The organism is Roseovarius salis, from assembly GCF_044472985.1.
Taxonomy (GTDB): Bacteria; Pseudomonadota; Alphaproteobacteria; order Rhodobacterales; family Rhodobacteraceae; genus Roseovarius; species Roseovarius salis.
The window spans coordinates 18,944-39,544 of record NZ_JBISDG010000002.1 but is presented as its reverse complement, the minus strand read 5'-3'; the positions used below and the strand labels follow the sequence as shown (position 1 = coordinate 39,544).

The 20,601-nt window shown below is 67.1% G+C and carries 20 protein-coding genes; 11 read left to right on the top strand and 9 right to left on the bottom strand.

Annotation, left to right across the window (positions count from 1 at the left end):
• Window positions 1-102: 102 nt before the first annotated feature.
• The 5 genes from lpdA to ACH13J_RS00935 all read right to left on the bottom strand — a co-directional run bounded on the left by lpdA (window position 103) and on the right by ACH13J_RS00935 (window position 8,164).
• A complete protein-coding gene (gene lpdA, locus ACH13J_RS00955; protein ID WP_397541429.1) occupies window positions 103-1,497 on the bottom strand; it encodes a dihydrolipoyl dehydrogenase in 1,395 nt (464 codons plus the stop codon).
• A 156-nt stretch (window positions 1,498-1,653) separates the two neighbouring features.
• A complete protein-coding gene (locus ACH13J_RS00950; protein WP_397541428.1) occupies window positions 1,654-2,238 on the bottom strand; it encodes a DUF924 family protein in 585 nt (194 codons plus the stop codon).
• A 112-nt stretch (window positions 2,239-2,350) separates the two neighbouring features.
• Window positions 2,351-3,625, bottom strand: coding sequence for an MFS transporter (locus ACH13J_RS00945; RefSeq protein WP_397541427.1), 1,275 nt, complete (start codon window positions 3,623-3,625; stop codon window positions 2,351-2,353).
• Between the two features lie 124 nt (window positions 3,626-3,749).
• Complete coding sequence (gene queA, locus ACH13J_RS00940; RefSeq protein ID WP_397541426.1) at window positions 3,750-4,802, bottom strand: tRNA preQ1(34) S-adenosylmethionine ribosyltransferase-isomerase QueA; 1,053 nt, start codon at window positions 4,800-4,802, stop codon at window positions 3,750-3,752.
• Window positions 4,802-8,164 (bottom strand): YhdP family protein, encoded by a 3,363-nt coding sequence (locus ACH13J_RS00935; protein WP_397541425.1) that lies wholly within the window; start codon window positions 8,162-8,164, stop codon window positions 4,802-4,804. The genes queA and ACH13J_RS00935 overlap by 1 nt, the downstream gene beginning before the upstream one ends.
• An 82-nt stretch (window positions 8,165-8,246) precedes the next feature.
• Between ACH13J_RS00935 and ACH13J_RS00930 the strand changes: the two genes are divergently transcribed.
• The 6 genes from ACH13J_RS00930 to ACH13J_RS00905 all read left to right on the top strand — a co-directional run bounded on the left by ACH13J_RS00930 (window position 8,247) and on the right by ACH13J_RS00905 (window position 13,288).
• Window positions 8,247-8,708: a redoxin domain-containing protein gene (locus tag ACH13J_RS00930; protein WP_397541424.1), complete on the top strand. Its 462-nt coding sequence runs from the start codon at window positions 8,247-8,249 to the stop codon at window positions 8,706-8,708.
• Between the two features lie 169 nt (window positions 8,709-8,877).
• The gene (locus ACH13J_RS00925) at window positions 8,878-9,672 is read left to right on the top strand and encodes a ferritin-like domain-containing protein (protein ID WP_397541526.1); all 795 of its coding nucleotides are present in this window, start codon (window positions 8,878-8,880) and stop codon (window positions 9,670-9,672) included.
• A gap of 231 nt (window positions 9,673-9,903) precedes the next feature.
• Complete coding sequence (locus tag ACH13J_RS00920) at window positions 9,904-11,223, top strand: DUF5930 domain-containing protein (protein WP_397541423.1); 1,320 nt, start codon at window positions 9,904-9,906, stop codon at window positions 11,221-11,223.
• Window positions 11,213-11,803, top strand: a complete 591-nt coding sequence (locus ACH13J_RS00915) for a polymer-forming cytoskeletal protein (protein WP_397541422.1) — start codon at window positions 11,213-11,215, stop codon at window positions 11,801-11,803. Before ACH13J_RS00920 ends, ACH13J_RS00915 begins: the two co-directional genes overlap by 11 nt.
• Before the next feature lie 170 nt (window positions 11,804-11,973).
• On the top strand, window positions 11,974-13,020 hold the full coding sequence (locus ACH13J_RS00910; RefSeq protein WP_397541525.1) for a zinc-dependent alcohol dehydrogenase family protein: 1,047 nt from the start codon (window positions 11,974-11,976) through the stop codon (window positions 13,018-13,020).
• A 142-nt stretch (window positions 13,021-13,162) separates the two neighbouring features.
• Window positions 13,163-13,288: a hypothetical protein gene (locus tag ACH13J_RS00905; RefSeq protein ID WP_397541421.1), complete on the top strand. Its 126-nt coding sequence runs from the start codon at window positions 13,163-13,165 to the stop codon at window positions 13,286-13,288.
• 65 nt (window positions 13,289-13,353) lie between these two features.
• Here ACH13J_RS00905 and ndk read toward each other — a convergent pair whose 3' ends face one another.
• A complete protein-coding gene (ndk, locus tag ACH13J_RS00900; RefSeq protein WP_397541420.1) occupies window positions 13,354-13,776 on the bottom strand; it encodes a nucleoside-diphosphate kinase in 423 nt (140 codons plus the stop codon).
• 145 nt (window positions 13,777-13,921) lie between these two features.
• On the opposite strand from ndk, the gene ACH13J_RS00895 reads away from it, so the two are divergent.
• Window positions 13,922-15,775 carry an ATP-binding cassette domain-containing protein gene (locus ACH13J_RS00895; RefSeq protein ID WP_397541419.1) on the top strand — a complete coding sequence of 618 codons (1,854 nt, stop codon included), beginning with the start codon at window positions 13,922-13,924 and terminating at the stop codon, window positions 15,773-15,775.
• 4 nt (window positions 15,776-15,779) lie between these two features.
• On the opposite strand, the gene ACH13J_RS00890 is transcribed toward ACH13J_RS00895, so the two are convergent.
• Window positions 15,780-16,097, bottom strand: coding sequence for a hypothetical protein (locus tag ACH13J_RS00890; RefSeq protein ID WP_397541418.1), 318 nt, complete (start codon window positions 16,095-16,097; stop codon window positions 15,780-15,782).
• 55 nt (window positions 16,098-16,152) lie between these two features.
• On the opposite strand from ACH13J_RS00890, the gene ACH13J_RS00885 reads away from it, so the two are divergent.
• The 4 genes from ACH13J_RS00885 to ACH13J_RS00870 all read left to right on the top strand — a co-directional run bounded on the left by ACH13J_RS00885 (window position 16,153) and on the right by ACH13J_RS00870 (window position 18,477).
• Window positions 16,153-16,596, top strand: coding sequence for a MarR family transcriptional regulator (locus ACH13J_RS00885; RefSeq protein WP_397541417.1), 444 nt, complete (start codon window positions 16,153-16,155; stop codon window positions 16,594-16,596).
• 64 nt (window positions 16,597-16,660) lie between these two features.
• Window positions 16,661-17,290: a MarC family protein gene (locus ACH13J_RS00880; RefSeq protein WP_397541416.1), complete on the top strand. Its 630-nt coding sequence runs from the start codon at window positions 16,661-16,663 to the stop codon at window positions 17,288-17,290.
• 37 nt (window positions 17,291-17,327) lie between these two features.
• The gene (locus ACH13J_RS00875) at window positions 17,328-17,909 is read left to right on the top strand and encodes a TIGR02281 family clan AA aspartic protease (RefSeq protein WP_397541415.1); all 582 of its coding nucleotides are present in this window, start codon (window positions 17,328-17,330) and stop codon (window positions 17,907-17,909) included.
• A gap of 133 nt (window positions 17,910-18,042) precedes the next feature.
• Window positions 18,043-18,477, top strand: a complete 435-nt coding sequence (locus tag ACH13J_RS00870; RefSeq protein WP_397541414.1) for a hypothetical protein — start codon at window positions 18,043-18,045, stop codon at window positions 18,475-18,477.
• 98 nt (window positions 18,478-18,575) lie between these two features.
• On the opposite strand, the gene ACH13J_RS00865 is transcribed toward ACH13J_RS00870, so the two are convergent.
• Window positions 18,576-19,034: a DNA polymerase III subunit chi gene (locus tag ACH13J_RS00865; protein ID WP_397541413.1), complete on the bottom strand. Its 459-nt coding sequence runs from the start codon at window positions 19,032-19,034 to the stop codon at window positions 18,576-18,578.
• Window positions 19,034-20,506 carry a leucyl aminopeptidase gene (locus ACH13J_RS00860; RefSeq protein ID WP_397541412.1) on the bottom strand — a complete coding sequence of 491 codons (1,473 nt, stop codon included), beginning with the start codon at window positions 20,504-20,506 and terminating at the stop codon, window positions 19,034-19,036. Before ACH13J_RS00860 ends, ACH13J_RS00865 begins: the two co-directional genes overlap by 1 nt.
• Window positions 20,507-20,601: the final 95 nt, after the last annotated feature.

The following is a 20,601-nucleotide window of genomic DNA, read 5'->3' as shown; positions in this document are numbered from 1 at the left end:
AACACAGGTGCCGCCGGATGTCACGCCGCGCCGGCCCCACCCTTCTTCTTGGTCCAAATACCCATGCACCGCGCGCGCCAGGCGCCGGCGCAAGGGGTGGGGTCAGATGTGGATCACCCGGCCATAGGCATCCAGGACCGACTCGTGCATCATCTCGCTCAGCGTGGGATGCGGAAAGACGGCCTGCATCAGCTCCTGCTCGGTGGTTTCCAGCTGGCGGCCCACCACGTAGCCCTGGATCAGCTCCGTCACCTCGGCGCCCACCATGTGCGCGCCCAGAAGCTCGCCGGTCTTGGCATCGAACACGGTCTTGACCATGCCCTCCTGCTCGCCGAGCGCGATCGCCTTGCCGTTGCCGATGAAGGGAAAGCGCCCGACATTGATCTCGTGGCCCTTCTCCTTGGCCTGTGCCTCGGTGTACCCCACGCTTGCGATCTGCGGATGGCAATAGGTGCAGCCGGCGATGCTTTCGGGGCGCACCGGGTGCGGATGGCCCCCGGCCACCAGCTCGGCCACCATGACCCCTTCGTGGGAGGCCTTGTGCGCCAGCCACGGCGCCCCGGCCACATCGCCGATGGCATAAAGGCCATCCACCCCGGTGCGCGCGTATTCGTCCGTAACCACGTGGCCCCGTTCGACCTTGACGCCCAGCTCCTCGAGCCCGAGGCCCTCGGTGTTGCCCACGATGCCGACGGCCGAGATCACCGTGTCGTACTCTTGCGTCTTGGTCTTGCCGTCCGTCTCGACATGCGCCGTCACCTTGCCCTTGCCGCGGTCCAGCTGCTTGACGGTCGATTTCTCCATGATCGTCATGCCCTGCCGCTCGAACGCCTTTTTCGCGAAGTCCGAAATTTCCGCGTCCTCGACCGGCAGGATCCGGTCCATCACCTCGACGACGGTCGTGTCGGCGCCCAGAGTGTTGTAGAAGCTGGCAAACTCGATCCCGATGGCGCCCGACCCGATAACCAGCAGCTTGCCGGGCATCCGCGGCGGCATCAGCGCGTGCTTGTAGGTCCAGACCAGGTCGCCATCGGCCTCCAACCCCGGCAGTTCACGCGCCCGCGCCCCCGTGGCGAGGATGATGTTCTCGGCCTCCAGCGCCTCGGTGCCCTTTTCGGTCGTGACCGTCACCTTGCCCCGCGCCGTCAGCGTCGCCTCGCCCATAATCGTGGTGATCTTGTTCTTCTTCATCAGGTGGCCGACCCCGGAATTGAGCTGACCCGCAACCTTGCGCGAGCGTTTGACCACCGCGTCGAGGTCGTAATCAACGCCCTCCGCCTTCAGTCCGAATTCCTTGGCGCGGTGCATGAGATGGAACACCTCTGACGAGCGCAGCATCGCCTTGGTCGGGATGCAGCCCCAGTTGAGACAGATGCCGCCCATGTGCTCGCGCTCGACGATCGCCACGCTGAGACCCAGCTGCGCCGCGCGGATCGCCGCCACGTAGCCGCCCGGCCCCGCGCCGATCACGATCAGGTCAAAGGATTTTGCCGCCATATCCGTCTCCGTCTGGGCTTGGTTCGGAATTTAGTTTGACATTAAACTATCTTCGGGCCGACCACAACGGACCGTTGCCGCCCGCAACGTCATGTCACGGGCGGGCCGCGCTAAGACGAAAACACGTGTTAACAACAGGGCCGAAACCCGCCGCGCTCAGGCCGCGTCAGCCTGTTGCACGCTCCTGAGCGCCATGCCGTAGCCGCCCTTTTCGACGAACTCGGTTTCCGGCGCGGTCGACGGGCGGTTCAGCGCGGCGTTACGATAGGGAAAGCGGCCGAACATCCGGATCACCTCCCGGTGGGCCCTTGCATGCAAAAGGGTGCTGGCCCCTGTCTCGGGCATGCGTTCCATCACCAGGCGGATGCAGCGCTCCTGGTCGCACAGGTTCTCCGAATGCATCAGCGGCAGGTAGAAGAACTGGCGCGCCGGCTCATCGATACGCAGGTCCCACTTGCGGTGCACCGCGGCCTTGGCCGCGGCGATGCCCTGCGTGTCCGTGGCGAATGCCCGCGCATCGCCCCGGAACATGTTACGGGGAAACTGGTCCATCAGGATGATGTAGGCCAGCGTTCCGCTGGGATAGGTCAGCCACAGCCCGTAGGTTCCTTCGCGCGCGCTCTCCCACGCCTCACGAAACCGTTCTTTCACCGCCTCGTCCGTCCGGTCTGACTGCTCGTACCAGCCTGCAGGCCCGACCTCGTCCAGCCAGAACCGCAAAACCTCCTCCGGGGTCGTCATGTTGACCTCCTTGTTGTTCCCCGTGCCCTGCACAAAGCCTAGGCACACATGCCATTCATTGCACAGTAAAATTTTGCTACATCGGCAATAAGCCGTGACTGTGCACAAGGTTTCAGCCGCGCTCGGCCGCCAGCGGCGTCTCGGGCTCCTCCTGCGCGGTTTCCATGTCGTACTCCGCCGCAAGGTTCACGGCGACCGGCGAGGCCGACATCGACACCATCGTGAAGCTCTCGGTCTCGTCCACCGACGGGGCGGCGCGCTGTGTCATCCGGTAGGCCGCGTAGGCCGCGATGCCAAAGCCCAGCACCGCGATGACCAGGAAGAACGCCCATGCACCAAGCTGCCCCATGAGCCAACCTGTCACCAGGGGCCCCGACACCGCCCCGAGCCCGTTTATGAAAACCATGGCGCCCGCGGCGGCGGCCATGTCGTCGCGATCAAGGAAATCGTTGGTGTAGGCGATAAGCAGGGAATAGAGCGGGTTGGACATCCCGCCCACCATCAGCCCGGCAAGGATCAGCGCGGGAAAGACCGAGCCGAGGATCATCCCGACGAGCCCGCCGGCCCCGCAGATGCCCGCCGCGGCAAGGATCAGCACGCGGCGGTCCATCCGGTCCGAAAGCCAGCCTATGGGCACCTGCAGCACCAGCGCCGCGACGAAGAACGTCGAGACAAAGACCGAGATCTGCCCCACCGACAGACCGCGCTCGGCGGCATAGACCGGCGCCATGCCGAACTGCGCCGAGAATATCCCGCCCAGCAGGAACATGCCGACGCAGCCCAGCGGCGAAATCTTCATCATCTGTTTCAGGCTGAGCGGCTTGGCCGTCTCGAAGGCCGGCGTGGGGCTGATCGACAGCAGGATCGGCGCAAAGGCCAGCGACACCAGCACCGACGGTATGATGAACAGGATGAACCCGCCGGGATCGGCCACCAGCAGCAGCGCCTGTGCCGAGACGATACCGGCCATCTGCACGATCATGTAAAGCGAAAGCGCCTTGCCCCGGTTCTCGTTGTCTGCGGCGTTGTTGAGCCAGCTCTCGGCCGTCACGTAAACCCCCGAGAAGCAGAAGCCGATGATGACGCGGCCCGCCCCCCACGCGGCCGGGTGCGTCAGTGCCGGGTACAGGATCATGACTGCCGAGATGAGCGACGCCAGCGCGGCGAAGACCCGGACATGACCAACCCGCCGGATCATCTCGGGCGCCATGCGCGACCCGAACAGGAAGCCCAGGAAATACCCGGCCATCACCAGCGACATCTCGGTGGTCGAGAAGCCCTCGATCTCCCCCCGGATGCCCAGCAGGGTGCCCTGCATGCCATTGCCCACCTGCAACAGCAACATTCCAAGCAACAGCGCCCATGCGCTGGTCAGAACCGATAGCATCGCGCGTCTCCCCTGGCCCGGCTTTCTCCTGCCCCGGCCCGCCCCGCGTGTCAGCGCCGAAAGCGACGCGGGCCGGTCGCATCGAGCCCTAACCGGTCGTGCGGCCGTGTCGCAACCGCGCCGGTCAACGCGGAACCAGCAGGGACGCGTCGCCGTAAGAGAAGAACCGATATTCCCGCGCCACCGCGTGGGCGTAGATGTCCATGATGCGCCGCCGGCCCATCAGCGCGGAGACGAGCATCATCAACGTGGATTTCGGCAGGTGGAAGTTCGTCATCAGCGCATCCGTCGCCCGGAACGCGAACCCCGGATAGATGAATATGTCGGTATCCCCCCGCCATGGCCTGATCTCGCCCGTCTTGCGCGCCGCCGTTTCGATCAGGCGCAGCGCGGTGGTGCCGACAGGGATGATGCGCCCGCCCGCGGCCCGTGTCGCCGCGATCTCGGCGGCCGCGCAACCGCTCACTTCACCCCATTCTGAATGCATACGGTGCTGCGTGACGTCCTCGACCTTGACCGGCAGGAACGTGCCGGCCCCGACATGCAGCGTGACATGGCTAAAGCCGATCCCCTGCCCGGCCAGATTGTTCAGCAGCGCCTTGTCGAAATGCAGCGAGGCCGTCGGCGCGGCCACGGCCCCCGCGTGCCGGGCGAAAACCGTCTGGTAGTCCTCGCGATCCTGCGCATCCGCGGCGCGACGGGCGGCGATATAGGGCGGCAGCGGCATCGCGCCGGCCGCGTTCAGCGCCGCGTCGAAATCCTCTCCTTCAAGATTGAAGCGCAAAACCGCCTGCCCCTCCGCCTTGGCAATGCAGCGCGCCTCCAGCCCGGCGTCGAAGCGCACGGTCTCGCCTTCGCGCAGCTTCTTCAGCGGCTTGACCATGGCCCGCCAGCCCCCGTCGGGCGCGGGGTCGAGCAACGTCACCTCGATGCGCGCCGTGCCGCCCCCCGCGGGCCCGTCCCGGCCCCGCACCCCGGACAGCCGTGCCGGGATCACCTTGGTGTCGTTGAGCACGAGCCGGTCCCCCGGCCGCAGGAACCGGCCGAGCCCGGCCACGGTCGCGTCGGTGATCGCGTCTCCTTCGGCCACTAGCAGCCGCGCCGCTGTGCGGGGTCGTGCCGGTCGCGTGGCAATCAGACGCTCCGGCAGCTCGAAATCAAAATCCTCCAGTTTCATCAGCGGTCCGCCGGGTCCAATCCGCCCTCTTCACCGGTGTCGTCGGGGCTGGCCGGTTCGACCCCGCCCGTGGCGAACCCGCGCTGCGGCGGCGGCCGGCGAAAGATCTCGCGGAACATTCCCGGCGTGAACACCGACAGCGGGTTCACCTGCACCCGCGGCGCGCGCGCCGGGCCGTCCAGCGAATACTGGAACCCCAGAAATCCCTCGCCCTCGCGCGCGAACACACCGCCCAGCATGTTGACCGCGTAGACAGGTGAGATAACGCCGTCCATGTCCATCACGCCCTGCTCCAACCAGTAATACCCCGCCATCGAAATGCCCATCGATGCGCCCACGGCGCTGCCCGAATACAGCGTCACGCGGTCGGGCGCGAGCTGAAACTCCGTCTCGACGCGGTTGAAATGAATCCCCTCGCCCGCCAGCTGCTCCAGTATGCCCACGATGCTCAGCGCGTTCAGCAGCGCGGCGATGGCCGGCGCATCCTTGACGCGCAGATTGTCGATGTTGAGCCGCCCCTCGTACACGCCCTGCCCCTCGGCGGGAACCAGGATCAGCACCATGGATCCGTCACGCGCCTGTTCCATCAGCCTGGCCGAGCGCAGCACGCCGCCGGCGTTGTCGGCCGTGATGCGAAAGGCACTGCGCCCGTCCCGGGGAACCACGCGGCCGGCGATCTCGTAGCCGCCGTTGACCCGGCCAGTGAAGGTGCCGTCGGCCCCACCGGCCATATCGAGATCGGCGCTGAACTCGGTCAGCGCGATCGTGTCCGATATCTGGAGCCGGTCGAGACGCAAGGAGACCGGCCCGCCATCGCCACGCGACGCGCCGTCCCCGCCGCCCACCAGCGATGTCTGCCGCAAGTCGATCTGGCCACCCGTCACCCTGACGAGCGGGGGGACATCGTTGCCGCGGCCGACCAGATCGACCGGCGCATCGATCCAGCTGCCAAGCTGCACCCGCCGGAACGCGGCCTGCCGCAGACTGCCGTCATCGTTGAGCGTCACCGTCCCGTCCGCGCGCAGCCCACCGGCATCCAGCGACAGGTCGTCGATCCGGGGCGGCGCGCCCATCGTTCCGCTCACCTCCAACCGTCCCGTCTGGTTCCTGTCCAGCCGCCAGCCCAGCGGGTCCAGCCGCAGCGCCAGACCGTCCAGATCGGAGGCCAGCTCAAAGGTGGGCGGCGCGTCCGGCGTGAACGCGATCTCCACCTCGCCGCGCCCTGCGCCGTCAATACTGCCCGGCGGCAGGCCGATGCCGAACTCTTGGGCGAAACGCTCCGAAAGCTCGATCCATCCCTCGACGCGCGCCCGGCCCTTGCTGCCGCTGGCAAGGGGCATCCGCCATGTCCCGCCGACGGGCACGGCGCCGACGCGCCCCGTGCCCCGCACGGCAAGGCTCGTCCTGTCGGCGGCCAGTGTCAGTTCCGGCGCCGAGATCACCTTGTCCTCGATCAGTTCGTCGCTGCGAACGTCCTGCAAGGTGCCCTTGATATCGAACGCCACCTCCTCGGGGGTAAGGTCGTCCTTCACAAGAAAGTCCAGCGTTCCCGCCAGCCGGGCCGTGCCGTCCGCCAGCGTCACTGGTCGCCCGGCCTTCTGCAGAAACCGGAACGGCTCCTCGTCCAGCATGGACAGCGCCGCGGTGATCGTCCCGCGCGTGCTCAGGCGCACGCGGCCGGGGCCGCGCTTGACGCGGATGTCGGGAATCTCGAAACTGGAGCCGGCCACGTCGATGCGGCCGCCCCGCGCGGCATCGACGTGGCCTTCATGCGCGATCACGACGAACTGGTTGTCCGAAATCCGCGCATGGCCGCGGGCCCCCTCTATCGGCGGGACATCCTTTATGAACCGGGCCGTCAGGTCCTTGAAATCCAGCCCTAGGAACACGTCCGGCTTGCGTCCGGGCTCTGCACGCAGGGCGAGCTGGATGTTCTCCAGCGTGGCCTCGTGAATGTTCTCGTCGATCCAGCTCCGCGTCTTGGGCTCGAGGTTCTCGGGCCACAGCGTCAACACGCGCTCGGGCGCGATGCCCGGCATCCGGCCGTCGACCGAGACGTACCATCCGTCGCGTTGCGCCCGTGCCTCGCCCCGCAGGACGAGGTTGCGCCCCCGGTCGCTGAGGCTGAACTCGCCGAGCGTGACCTGAAAGGGATCGAGGGCGAGCCGCATGTCCATGGTCGCCCCCTCGAACGTCACCGGCTCGGCGTAGAGCTCCATGGGGTTGGCATCCAGCGACAGGACCCGGAACTGCGATACCAGCGTGTCGGGCCAGCCATCCTCCATCCCCGCAAGCTGGGTCTGCCCCTCGATGCGGGCGCGCCCCCAGCTGCTGTCGATTTCCAGTTGCCGGAAGCGCAGGATGCGATCGCCGGGCGTGTAGGTGAACTGGCTGCTGGCCTTGTCGAAGGCCACCGGCCGCACGGCCTCGGTCGGATGCAATACGCCCTTGCCGATCTCCAGGCTCGCCTCCAGCGGGCCCAGCTGACCGGCCCGGTCCACTTCCGCCGCCACGCTGCCCGATATCGGCGCCTCGAGCGCCGTCAACCAGCTCAGCGCCGGTGACTGGCCCGCAATATCGCGCGCCGGCATGTCATCGAAATCCACCGTGAACGCAGCCGCCGGCTCCCCGATCCGGCCGGAATACGTCATCGCCATCGTCGTGGCGTAATCCCGCGCCCCGACGAGGGCGAAATCCGTGCGGATCCGGATGTCACGCCCGTCGCGGCTGATGGAGATGCGTCCGCCATCCGCCGTCCACGCCTTGCCGACGCGCGCATCCTCGAAGCGAAGCGTCAGGTTGTCCGCGCTGACCTCGCGCAGGGCCGAGAACCGGGGGCTTTGAAAGACGTCATCGGCCCCGCGGATCAGCGCCGCAACGGTTTCGGCCTCTTCCACCGCTTCGGGCCGGTCACCGAGGCTCAACCCCACCGCGCCATCCGCACTGCGCCGCAGCGTCACCCGAGCGCCCGACAGCCGGATCTCGGCGGGACGCAATTCACCCCGCAGCAAGGGGCGCAGCGCCACCTTGCCCTGCAGGTCCGAAAGCTGCGCAAGCGGTCTGCCCACCGCGTCGCTCAGCCGCACGCTGCGCAGCGACACATGCGGCACCCAGCCCTCCTGCATGACGAACGACACGTCGCGGAAGCTTACCGTGATGCCCTCGAAACTGGAATTGATCTGCGCAGTGATCCGGTCGCGCAGCCACTCCGGCGCGGACAGCCGCGTGCCGATGAGCGCGCTGGCGGCCACCACGAGCACGACCCCGACGGCCAGCCCTAGCGCCGTGACCCAGAGCGCCGTGGCTCTCAGCCGCCCTCCCCGCGCGCGCCGGCCCGTGTCGGTGTCGGTCCTTTTGCTCAAACGATGTCCTGCCCTTTTTGCGTTTATTCTGGCGTTGAGGGACCTAATATAAAACCGGAATCTTAGCACAAGGAGACCGCAGATGCTGAAAACTGGCGACGAGGCCCCCGATTTCACCCTTCCGCGCGATGGCGACGGCGAGGTCACGCTGTCCGCGTTGCGCCCGGCGCCCGTGGTTTTGTTCTTTTACCCGCGCGACGACACGTCGGGCTGCACCAAGGAGGCGGTCGCCTTTACCGGGCTTGGCGCAGAGTTCGACGCCGCGGGCGCGCACGTGCTGGGCATCTCCAAGGATACCGTGGCCAAGCACGACAAGTTCCGCGACAAGCACGGGCTCGGTGTGCCGCTCCTGTCCGATGCCGAGGGCGATGTCTGCGAACGCTACGGCGTGTGGAAGGAAAAGAACATGTACGGCAAGACGTTCATGGGAATCGAGCGCACGACGGTGCTGATCGGGGGCGATGGCCGCGTCGTGCGCATTTGGCCCAAGGTCAAGGTGCCGGGACATGCCGAGGAGGTGCTCGAAGCGGTCCGCGCACTGTAGCGGACCCCGCCTTGCCGCGGATCAGGAGGCCGGCGCTCGGCGCGGTTGGCGCGTGATGATGTTCGCGGTTTCCGGCGCCGGGCGGATGCTGTATCAGCTGCCCCGATCGCGGCCGGACTGGCCGGTGTGCGACCGACGATGACGCGAGGACGAGATGACCCTGTCGGAAATGGCCGTCGAGGTGCTTACCATCGCGGACGGGCGGGAAAAGACGGCGCTCTCGCGGCGGCATGCGCAGGCGTGGTTCGAGGCCCGCGCGGCCGGCGACCCGCTGCCCGTGGGCCGCGCCGATCCGCCCTTGCGTCCGGCCCGGCCCGACAGGCCCGAACTGCTCGATCCCCGCGACGTGCCGCGCCGCCGGCCGGGCAGCGCGCAGGGGCGGCTGGCCATCCTGCACGCCGTGGCGCATATCGAACTCAACGCCGTGGACCTGCACTGGGATGTCATCGCGCGCTTCGCTGACGTGCCGATGCCGGCGGGATTCTACGATGACTGGGTCCGCGCCGCGGACGAGGAATCAAAACATTTCAACCTGATAAGCGACTGCCTTGAAGCACATGACAGCCATTACGGCGCGCTGCCCGCCCATGCCGGCATGTGGCGGGCAGCGGAGGACACGGCCCGCGACTTCATGGGGCGTCTCGCGGTGGTGCCGATGGTGCTGGAGGCGCGCGGTCTCGACGTGACCCCGGGCATGATCGAGATCTTCGAAAAGGCCGGCGACACGGGCGCCGTGGAAGCGATGCGCGTGATCTACGCCGAGGAGGTCGGCCACGTCGCATACGGCTCCAAGTGGTTTCATTTCCTTTGCGGCCGTCACGAGATGGACCCGCGGGACACGTTCCACGATCTCGTGCGGCGCTACTTCCACGGGGCGCTGAAGCCCCCCTTCAACGAGGAAAAGCGCGCCGAGGCGGGTTTGCCGCCCGATTTCTACTGGCCGCTCGCCGAAACCCCCGCATAGGCCCGGCCGGCCGGACGCCCGCGACACGGGGGCGTCAGGGCCGCAAATGTTGCAATCCATTGCCTGTCGGCAATTTTTTGCCAATCTTCCGGCAAATCGGCATGGTCCACCCGATCCGGCGGCAAACCGGTTGCCCCGTCGGGTATCAGCCGCTAGTCACGGTTTCACGGCGCTGTGAAAGAAAATGTGATAATCGCGTCGCGGGGACGGAAGACCAAGGACGGGGGCACCGTGCGCAGTCAGCTTGCCATCAGGCTAACATCACTGATCGAAAGATTTTTCCCGGAACGCCGGCTCTTTCTCAGGTCCGACAGCGACACGCGCTTCATCCGGCTCAGGCCGCATTCGCAGTTCATCGCCTTCGCCGGGGCGTGCGCGATCATTGCATGGACGATCATCGCCACCGCCATCCTCCTGATGGATTCGATCGGGGCCGGCAATTTCCGCGAACGGGCCGAGCGAGACCAGCGCACCTACGAAACCCGGCTCAGCGAGTTGGAGGCCGAGCGCGATGCGCGCGCGCGCGAGGCCGCAGCGGCGCAGGAGCGGTTCAACGCGGCCCTGGTACAGATATCGCAGATGCAGTCGGACCTGCTGGCCTCGGAAACGCGGCGGCGCGAACTCGAGACCGGCATCGAGGTGATCCAGGCCACGCTGCGGCGGACAATGAAAGAGCGCGAGGCCGCCCGCGCCGAGCGCGCCGAACTGGCCCGCGCGCTGCAGGAAAACGGCGGGCGGGTAGATAACGGCGGGGACCCCGGCGGCACGGGTGCCACGCTGGACGTGCTCACGGCCGCGCTGGCCGACACCGCGCAAGAGCGCGACCGCATAAGCCGCGATGCCCAGATGGCACTCGACGAGGCCGACGAGATGGCCGCCCGACTTCAGCTGATGCGCGACCGCAACGATCAGATCTTCCGCCAGCTCGAGGACGCGATGTCGATCTCTGTGGAACCCCTGCGCAAGATGTTCCGCAAGGCGGGGATGGACCCCGAACAGATGCTGGACACGGTGCGCCGCGGCTATTCCGGCATCGGCGGGCCGTCGATGCCGCTGTCTTTCTCGACCCGGGGCGAGGACCCCTCGCCTGACGCCATGCGCGCCAACCGCATCCTGAACCGCATGGACCAGCTGAACCTTTACCGGCTGGCCGCCCAGAAGGCGCCGTTCGCCATTCCGGTGAAATCCTCCTACCGCTACACCTCGGGTTTCGGGATGCGGTGGGGCCGAATGCACAAGGGCAGCGATTTCGCCGCCAAGCACGGAACGCCGATCTACGCGACCGCCGATGGCATCGTCACCCACGCCAAGTGGCTGTCGGGCTACGGACGGCTGGTCAAGATCAAGCACGATTTCGGGATGGAGACCCGTTATGCCCACATGTCGCGCATCCGCGTCAAAAAGGGGCAGAGGGTCTCGCGCGGGGACCGAATTGGTGATATGGGCAACACTGGACGTTCCACGGGCACACATCTACACTACGAGGTCCGTGTCGACGGCAAGGCCGTGAACCCCATGACCTACATCAAGGCTGCGAGAGATGTTTTCTAAGAGCAAAATCAACGACCCCGCCCCCAAGCAGGACACCGCGGCCAAGCCGGCGGCGCCCGAGACGAAACCCGAAGCGCCGCTTGGCGAGTCGTCCTCCCCGGATTTCAAGCAGACCTCGCCCAAGGCGAAGCCGCCGGCGTCGGTGTTGTCCTCGGACCTGCACGTGACCGGCAACCTCAAGACCACCGGCGACATCCAGGTCGAGGGTACGGTCGAGGGCGACATCCGCGCCCACCTGCTCACCATCGGGGAAGGGGCAACGATCAAGGGCGAGGTCATCGCCGACGACGTGGTTGTCAATGGACGGATCGTCGGGCGCGTGCGCGGGCTCAAGGTGCGGCTCACATCGACCGCGCGGGTCGAGGGGGACATCATCCACAAGACCATCGCGATCGAATCCGGCGCCCATTTCGAAGGCTCGGTACGGCGGCAGGATGATCCGCTCAACGCCAAGGTGACCGGAGACGACGGCAGCGGCCAGCAAAAACAGGAACCGCAGCGCCAACAGGGCCAGCAGCAACAGCCGCAACAGGCAAAGCCGGCGCAGCAGCAGCAAAAGACCGCCAACGCCAAGGGCTGACGGCCGGCCGCGGTCATGCGCGCATCCAGGGCGCCCTGCCCGTCAGCGGCGCCTTGTTCGCGGTCGCAGCTGCGCCCGGAACTCATGACTGAGCGCCCACCGCGGGTTTGCACGCGCCCCGCCGATGTCCCGGCGACAGGCATTGACGCGTCAAAGAGCAAGGGATGCCGATGAAAGCCGCCCTGATGACATCCTTTGACGGTGCGCTCCCGGTCGAAACCGTCGATGACCCCGCATGCCCGCGCGACGGCGCGATCGTCGCGGTGCGGGCCTGCGGCGTCTGCCGGTCGGACCATCATGCGTGGAAAGGCGCCGATCCGGACGTATCCCTGCCGCATGTCATGGGCCACGAATTCGCGGGAGAGGTCATCGAAACGGGGCCGGAGTGCCACGCCTTCGCGCCCGGCGACCGGGTCACGGCCCCGTTCATCCTTGGCTGCGGAACCTGCCCCGACTGCCGCGCCGGCTCCTCCTCGGTTTGCGCCAACCAGCAGGTGATCGGATTCACCGCCTGGGGCGCCTTCGCCGAACGCGTGGCGATACCTCATGCCGACTTCAACCTGGTGCATTTGCCGCCGGGCGTCGCCTACACCGCCGCCGCGGGCATGGGATGTCGTGTCACGACCGCCTTCCGCGCCGTGGTGGACCGGGCGCAATTGCGCCCCGGCGAGTGGCTGGCAGTGCATGGCTGCGGCGGCGTGGGGCTGTCGGCGGTGATGATCGGCGCGGCCCTCGGCGCCCGCGTCCTTGCCATCGACATCGCGCCGCGGGCGCTCGGCATGGCGCGGGATCTGGGCGCCAACGACACGCTCGACGCCACCGCGGGCGGCGTTGGCGAGGCGGTGCGCGAGATCACCGGCGGCGGCGCGCATGTCTCAATCGAGGCACTCGGCATCACCGCCACCTTCGAGAACTCGCTGCGGTGCCTGCGGCCTCTGGGCCGTCACGTGCAGGTGGGCATGCCCGTGGGCGCACACGCGTCCCCGCCGCTGCCGCTGCTGGAGCTCGTCTATGCCCGTCAGCTCAGCCTGCTGGGAACCCGCGGGATCGGGGCCGACCGATTCGCCGCACTGTTCGAGATGATCGCCGCCGGGCGGCTTTCACCGGAGCGTCTGGTAACGCAAACAATTCCGCTCTCGGGGGCCGCGACGGCGCTGCGCGCCATGGACAGGTTCCAAACTCACGGGGTAACCGTGATTGATCAGCTGGATTGTTGATAAAACAGCACCAAAATCAGGGGCCTGCCGCAATTCTGCCGCAAAAAACGCTTTCCCGGCCCGGGGGAATATGAATAATTTATGACCATGCGCCGCACTGGCGCGGGCCGTGCGGCGCTCTTGAAAGAGTAGGAGCCACCCCATGGCCAAGACATCCAAGCCAACGGCCGATCAGGACAAGCCCAAGCCCGGGGCCACCACCAAGTCCGGCACGACGTCTCCGCGCGTCGTATCGGCGCAGGTGTTCAACGACTTCGCCGCGATCTGAGAAAACGAGCGGAGCCGCCCCGGAAGAGCGGCCCCTTGTGTCAGGCACGAGCAGCCAGCGGCGTCTCAGCCGACCAGTTCGAGGCCAGAGAAGAAATAGGCAATCTCGGTTTCCGCGGTTTCCGGGGCGTCCGACCCGTGAACCGAGTTCTCGCCGACGGATTCCGCGTACTCCGCGCGGATGGTGCCCGGCGCGGCGTCGGCGGGGTTGGTGGCGCCCATGACCTCGCGGTTCTTGGCGATGGCGTTCTCGCCTTCAAGCACCTGCACCACGACGGGAGCGCTGGCCATGAATTCGCAAAGCTCGTCGTAAAAGGGGCGTTCCTGGTGCACGGCGTAGAAAACGCCGGCCTGTTCCTTGGTCAGCTTGATGCGCTTTTGCGCGATGATGCGCAGCCCGGCCTCCTCGAACTTGGCATTGATCTTGCCGGTGAGGTTCCGGTTCGTGGCATCGGGTTTGATGATGCTCAGCGTGCGTTCCACAGCCATGTCAGCCTCTTCATTTCAGGGTTACCGGAGCGGGGCGTGGCGGGGCGTGGCCCGCCCCCGCGCGGATCGCGGTCGCGATAGCATGGGGGGGCGGGATTGAAAAGCCGTGATTGACCGGGATGCCGCGATACGGCAAGGGGGGCCCATGCTGAGGATCGACGACATCTCCTATTCGGTGGCTGGCCGGCCGCTGCTGGAGCACGCCTCGGCCGTGGTGCCCGAGGGGCACAAGGTCGGGCTGGTGGGCCGCAACGGGACGGGAAAAACGACGCTTTTCCGCTTGATCCGGGGCGAATTGGCGCTGGAAGGCGGACAGATCACCCTGCCCCGCCGCGCCCGCATCGGCGGGGTGGACCAGGAGGTGCCGGGCAACGAGGTGTCACTGATCGACACGGTTCTGGCCGCCGACACCGAGCGCGCCGCGCTCATGGCGGAATCGGAAACCGCGACCGACGGCGCCCGTATCGCCGAGATCCAGACGCGGCTGGCCGATATCGACGCGTGGAGCGCGGAGGCCCGTGCCGCGGCCATCCTCAAGGGCCTGGGTTTCACCGATGCCGAGCAAGCCATGCCGTGCGCGGCCTTCTCCGGCGGATGGCGCATGCGCGTGGCGCTGGCGGCGGTGCTGTTCTCGGCGCCTGACCTGCTGCTGCTGGACGAGCCGACCAACTACCTCGACCTCGAAGGCGCGCTATGGCTGGAAAACTACCTCGCCCGCTACCCGCATACCGTGATCGTCATCAGCCATGACCGGGGACTGCTGAACAGGGCCGTCGGCGCCATCCTCCACCTCGAGGACCGCAAGCTCACCCTTTACCAGGGCGGGTACGACCGTTTCGCGGAAACCCGTGCCGCGCGCGTGGCCGCGGCCGAGGCCGAGGCCAAGAAGCAGGAGGCGCGGCGCGCGCACCTGCAATCCTATGTCGACCGGTTCCGCTACAAGGCCGACAAGGCCCGGCAGGCGCAGGCACGGCTGAAGGCGCTGGCCAGGATGCAGCCGATCACCCGGCCGCAGGAGGCCGCGCTGCGGGCCTTCACCTTTCCTGAACCCGAGGCGCTTTCGCCCCCCATACTACGGCTGGAGGACGCCGCCGTGGGCTATGATGGCACGGCGGTCCTCAAGCGGTTGAACCTGCGCATCGACCAGGATGACAGGATCGCCCTGCTCGGTCGGAACGGTCAGGGAAAATCTACGCTTTCCAAGCTTCTGGCCGGAAAACTTGACGCGATGGAAGGACGCGTGCACGCCTCCTCCAAGCTGCGGGCCGGCTATTTCGCACAGCACCAGCTGGAGGAGCTGCGCGCAGAGGAAACGCCGCTCGACCATTTGCGCCGCCTGCGCCCTGACACCCCGCCGGCCAAACTGAGGGCACAGCTGGGCGGCTTCGGCATCGGGGCCGAGCAGGCCGATACAATCGCCGGGCGGCTCTCCGGCGGGCAAAAGGCGCGGCTGAGCCTGATGCTGGCCACGCTCGACCGTCCCCACATGCTCATCCTCGACGAGCCGACCAACCACCTCGACATCGAGAGCCGCGAGGCGCTGGTGGAGGCGCTGACGGCCTATACCGGGGCGGTGATCCTCGTCAGCCATGACATGCACCTGCTCAGCCTCGTTGCGGACAGGCTCTGGCTGGTGCAGGACGGGCGCGTGACCCCCTATGACGGCGACCTCGAGAGTTACCGCCAGTTGCTCCTTGGCGGTGACACCGGCGACAAACCCGCGGCGAAACCTGCCTCCTCCAAGCCGAAGCGCGCCCCGCGCGACACGCTCCTTGCCCTTCGGCAGGAGGTGAGGAAATGCGAACAGCGCGTTGAAAAACTGAACGAAATGCGTGATCGCATCGCCGCCAAGCTGGCCGATCCCGCGCTCTACGAGGACACCAGCGCCGACGACATGGCCGCGTGGCAGAAGAAGTATGCCGAGGTGATGGAGGGCCTTGACCGGGCCGAGGGGCTATGGATGGCGGCGCTGGAGCGGCTGGAAGAGGCAGAGGCCTGAGCCCTTACGCGGCCGGCGCCGCCGCCTCACCCGCCGATGTCGTGATCCAGATGCCCGCCCCGGTCAGCACCAATGTCGCGGCGACCCAAGCAAGGTCTCCTGCACAGAAAAACAGGATCTCTTTGCGGCGTGGCCGCCGGCGGCCGCGCACCGCCATCCAAAGAAGCAGGGCGTTGCCAAGCAACCCGATCCCCAGAAGGAGCACCACCCATGCCGGCGCGGCGCCCAGAAACCCCGCAACCGCGTCCGGCGCGGCCACGAAAATCAGGCCGAAAGCAAGGCAGGACAGCGCGTTAAGCCGCAAAACCATTGCAAGGGTCATGCACATCTCCCATAATTTTGTCAACTTTATTGACAATAAGCAAGGGATGGCAATAATGTCAACCACATTGACAAGAACGATGCAGGACAGCCTGACCCTGGACCTCTACCATGCCGCGCGCGGCTACCAGGACCGGTTGACCCGTTACCTTTCCGCCGAGCTCGCGCGCCGCCACGGCGCCGAGGTCAGCCCGTCCCAGCTGGCATTCCTGTCCGTTCTGATCTGCGGCGAGAACACCGCCTCGTCCGTGGCCCGGCGGATGGGGCTCACCCGGCAGGCAGCACAGCGGCAGATGGCGGCACTGGCCGATCTGGGCTACCTGGCGCTTGCGCCGGACCCCGACCGCCGCAACCAGAGCCTGATAACCTTCACGAAGGCGGGGGAGCAGCTGATGGCGCAATGCCGCGCGGTCCTCACGGAACTCGACGGGCCACTGCGCGCCGACGAAACCAGCCTGCGCCGCGCCATCGCCCTCATGAACGCCACCCTGCCAGGTTGAAGAAATTCCTTGGCTTTGCCCGCCCGGCATGGTGCAAGCGACGGGCAGCTTGAACGGGGCGCACATGGACACCGGCTTTCTCGTCACCGCCTTTGTCACGATGGTTGTCATCATCGACCCGCTGGGGATGACACCGCTTTTCGTGGCGCTGACACAGGGGATGACCACGGCCCGCCGCCGCGCCATCGCGATCCGGGCCTGCGTCGCCTCGGCCGTCATCCTCGCCCTGTTCGCCGCCTTCGGCGAGGCTGTTCTTGGCTTCATCGGTATCTCGATGCCGGCTTTCCGCATCGCCGGCGGCCTGCTGCTGTTCCTGACCGCGCTGGACATGCTCTTCGAGCGGCGCACCAAGCGGCGGGAAGGCACCGCGGGGCAAGCCGAGGCCGAGGACGACGATGACGACCCCTCGATCTTTCCGCTGGCGATCCCGCTCATCGCCGGCCCCGGCGCCATCGCCTCGGTGATCCTGCTGTCGGGACAGCGGCCGGGGCTTGAGGGGCTGGCCTGGGTCGTGGGCGTCACGCTGGCAGTGCTGTTGATGGTGTTCGTTCTCTTTCTCACCGCCGGCCTGCTGGAACGCGCGGTCGGCCGGACCGGCATCAACGTGGTCACCCGGCTTCTGGGCATGCTGCTGGCCGCGCTGGCGGTGCAGTTCGTCCTCGACGGGCTGCGGGGCTTCGGTCTGGCGGGATGACCTTCCCAAGCGCGCCGCACCCGCCTATATCCGCGTCATGAGCGATATAGATACCGCCCGCCTTCTCTATCTCGTGCTGCTCGGCGGCGCGATCGTGCTGTGGTTCTTTGCGCAGAACCGCGCCTCCTTGGGCAAGGTCACGCAACAGGCCATCGTCTGGGCGCTCATCTTCGTCGGCGTCATCGCCGCCGTCGGCCTTTGGGGCGACATCCGCCAGACCGTCCGGCCCGGGCAGGCCGTCGTGGCCGAGGGCGGCAGGATCGAGTTGCCCCGCGCGCCCGATGGGCATTACTACCTCACCGCCCAGGTCAACGGAGAGCCGGTGAACTTCGTCGTCGATACCGGCGCGACCCAGATCGTCCTGAGCAAGCAGGACGCGGAAACCGCCGGCATCGACACCGACGCCCTGACCTATGTCGGACGTGCCTACACCGCGAACGGCGAGGTCCGCACCGCGCCGGTACGGCTGGAACGGCTGGAGATCGGCCCCATCACCGACCGGGGCGTGCGGGCGGTGGTCAACGCGGGCGAGTTGCACCAGTCCCTGCTGGGAATGGAATACCTCCAGCGCTATCGCAGCGTGGAGATCACCGGCGGCAAACTGGTGCTGACCCGCTGACCCGCTGTCATATTCACTTTTTTATATGTGATTGATCTGGATCAATGCCAGCACCATGGTGCGCGGCTAGCCATGACGGGAAAGCTGACTCTGACAGTCAGCTTCTGGTCACGCGAACCGAAAGGATACTGCCATGCGCAAGACCCTCACCGCGGCCCTCCTCGCGATCGCCGCGCTCGCCGTCCCGGCCAGCGCCGAGGAAAAGCCGGATCTCGTCACGATCCTGACGAGCGAAGAGCCCCAGACCCAACTGATGAGCATGGTTCTGACCATGCAGTCGCTGCAGCAGGGGGCGGACACCTACACGCTGCTTTGCGGCCCCGGCGGCGACCTTGCCCTCAAGAACCCGCCCGACAGCGCTACGGCCCCGCAGAAGCCCAAGGGCATGAGCCCGCAGAAACTCATGCAGATGATCATGGACGAAGGTGGCACTGTCGAGGTCTGCGCGCTCTACCTGCCCAACAAGGGGGTCGGGCCGGAGGCGCTGCTTGACGGCATCGGCATGGCCAAGCCGCCGGCGATGGCCGCGCGCCTGCTGGCGGATGACACGCGGCTGATGTCGTTCTGATCCCTCATCGGGCGGCCCGGCCGGGCCGCCCTTGCGTGCCGGTCCGCGCCGCTGACCTCCCTGACATTGGCGCGGGCCGGCAGGCGCGGTTCCGTGGCTCACGCCTCGGCTTTCATCTCCCATTTCCCCGACGCCTCGGACCAGTACTTGGCCGGGCAGCCCGCCTGTGTCAGCGCCTTCCACTGCGCGCGCGCACCCTGCACCGCCAAATCGTCATTGCCGTCGAACAACACGCAGACACGTTTGAACGTCTGCACCTCCTCGGGCGACACCGCGGCGCCGTCGACGCTCATCAGGCAGTGCGGGTCGTTGGGGCTGTGCGGCGCGGTCGTCAGCAGGATCGGCTGGCGCGCCTCGTGCGCCTGCCCGGCAAGACCGTGGGGCAGGAACGACTCCTCCGGCCCCAGCCAGAGCTTGTCATCCAGCCATTCCATCCGCTCCCATTCAACGCCGCGCACGACAACGCGCCAGCCCGCCTCGCGCGCCTTGCCCAGAAGCATCGGCAGCGTCGCCTCTAGCGGTCGGCGCGTGAGGTGATAGAAATAGGCGTCGCCCATCACGTGCTTTCATGGGTGTCCGCGATCAGCCGGTCGAGCGCCCGCACCCCCCAGCCGGTCGCGCCCTTGGGGGCCAGCGGCGTCTCCTCGCTCACGCGCGCAACCCCGGCGATGTCGAGATGGATCCACGGCGTGCCCTCCTTGACGAAGCGCTGCAGGAACTGCGCCGCGGTGATCGACCCGGCAGGCCGCCCGCCCACGTTCTTCATGTCCGCGATCTGCGACTTCAGCTGCTTGTCATAAGCCTCGCCAAGCGGCATGTGCCATGCCCCTTCGCCCGTCGCGTCGGCGGCCTTGAGAAAGGCGTTGCAGAAACGGTCATCATTGGAAAAAACGCCGGCCTTCTCGTGGCCCAGCCCGATGATGATCGCCCCGGTGAGCGTGGCGAGATCGATGATGGCCGCGGGGTTGTAGGTTTCCTGCGCGTACCACAGCACATCCGCCAGGACGAGCCGGCCCTCGGCGTCGGTATTGATGATCTCGACCGTCTCGCCCTTCATCGACCGGACCACGTCGCCGGGGCGCGTGGCACGGTCCGACGGCATGTTCTCGACCAGCCCGACGAGGCCGACCACGTTGGCCCTGGCCTTGCGGGCGGCCAGCGCGTGCATGACGCCAGTGACCACCCCGGCGCCGCCCATGTCCATGGTCATCTCCTCCATGCCCTGCGCCGGCTTGAGGCTGATGCCGCCGGTGTCGAACACGACCCCTTTGCCGACGAGGGCAAGCGGCGCGGCGTCCGTTTCACCGCCCGTCCATTCCATTACCGCCAGTTTCGAGGGGCTCGCGCTGCCATGGCCCACCGACAGGAGCAGATGCATCCCCAGCTTGCGCATCTCGTCCTCGTCGAGGATCGTCACCTTCAGGCCGGCGGCCTCCATTCCCTTGATCCGGCGCGCGAATTCCTCCGTCGTGAGGTGATTGGCCGGCTCGTTGACAAGATCACGCGAAAGAAACACGCCCTCCGCCACGGCCAGCGCCGGCGCGGCAGCCGCGCGCAGATCGTCGGGCTTGCCCGTCATGACGGTGACCGCGCCCTGCCCGGCCTTTTCCCCGGTCTTGTAGACGTTGAAATCGTACGCCCGCAGGACGATGCCCGTCACGAATTCCACCGCGTGACGGACCGGCCCGGCCAGCGACAGAAGCGCCGCCTCGCCCTTGAGCTTGCCAAGCGCGGCACCGGCCTTGCGCGTGTCCTCGGCCGAGGCGTTGCGCGGCAGGCAGACGACATCCAGCGCCTCGGCGGCGATGCCGGCGGGCCAGTCCAGCGTGCGCACATCGCCGGGCTTGAGCTTGGCCCATGACTTGCCCTCGACGAGACGCTTGATCGCGCCCTTGGTCTGGCGATTGGCGCGGCGCGCCCCTGTATCCATCTTTCCATCGGGCGTGACGACGACCGCGACGCGCCCCTCGAAGCCGGCGATGCGGTCGATGTCTGTCTCGGTGAACGTGACGGAAACCGGGGTGGTCATTTCTGGCGTCTCCTCGTGTGTGTATGCTGGGCCCAGTCGTAACGCGGGCAGTATCGCTTGACCAGTTAGCAGTTTTCCCACGCCGTCAATTCGGC